1 rRNA gene is annotated in these 280 nt (G+C 55.4%); it reads right to left on the bottom strand.

Annotated features, from left to right (window positions below):
• A 23S ribosomal RNA gene (locus tag ACLBYB_RS33475) occupies positions 1 to 280 on the bottom strand; the annotation flags it as partial.

The following is a 280-nucleotide window of genomic DNA, read 5'->3' as shown; positions in this document are numbered from 1 at the left end:
CTCGCCACTACTGACGGAGTCTCGTTGATGTCCTTTCCTCCGGGTACTGAGATGTTTCAGTTCCCCGGGTTCGCTTCAAACCCCTATGAATTCAGGATTTGATACCTTCACATGACCAACCGTATTGAGGAACCAGGCTCGCGCCTGGTCCCGCAATACGGAAGGTCGAAGGTGGGTTTCCCCATTCGGAAATCCCTGGATCAAAGCTCGTTCGCAGCTCCCCAAGGCTTATCGCAGCGTACCACGTCCTTCATCGCCTCTCAGCGCCAAGGCATCCACC

It is taken from the genome of Methylobacterium sp. D54C, from assembly GCF_053345595.1.
Note: the sequence above shows the minus strand (reverse complement) of the source record. Positions and strands in the feature narration are given on the sequence as shown.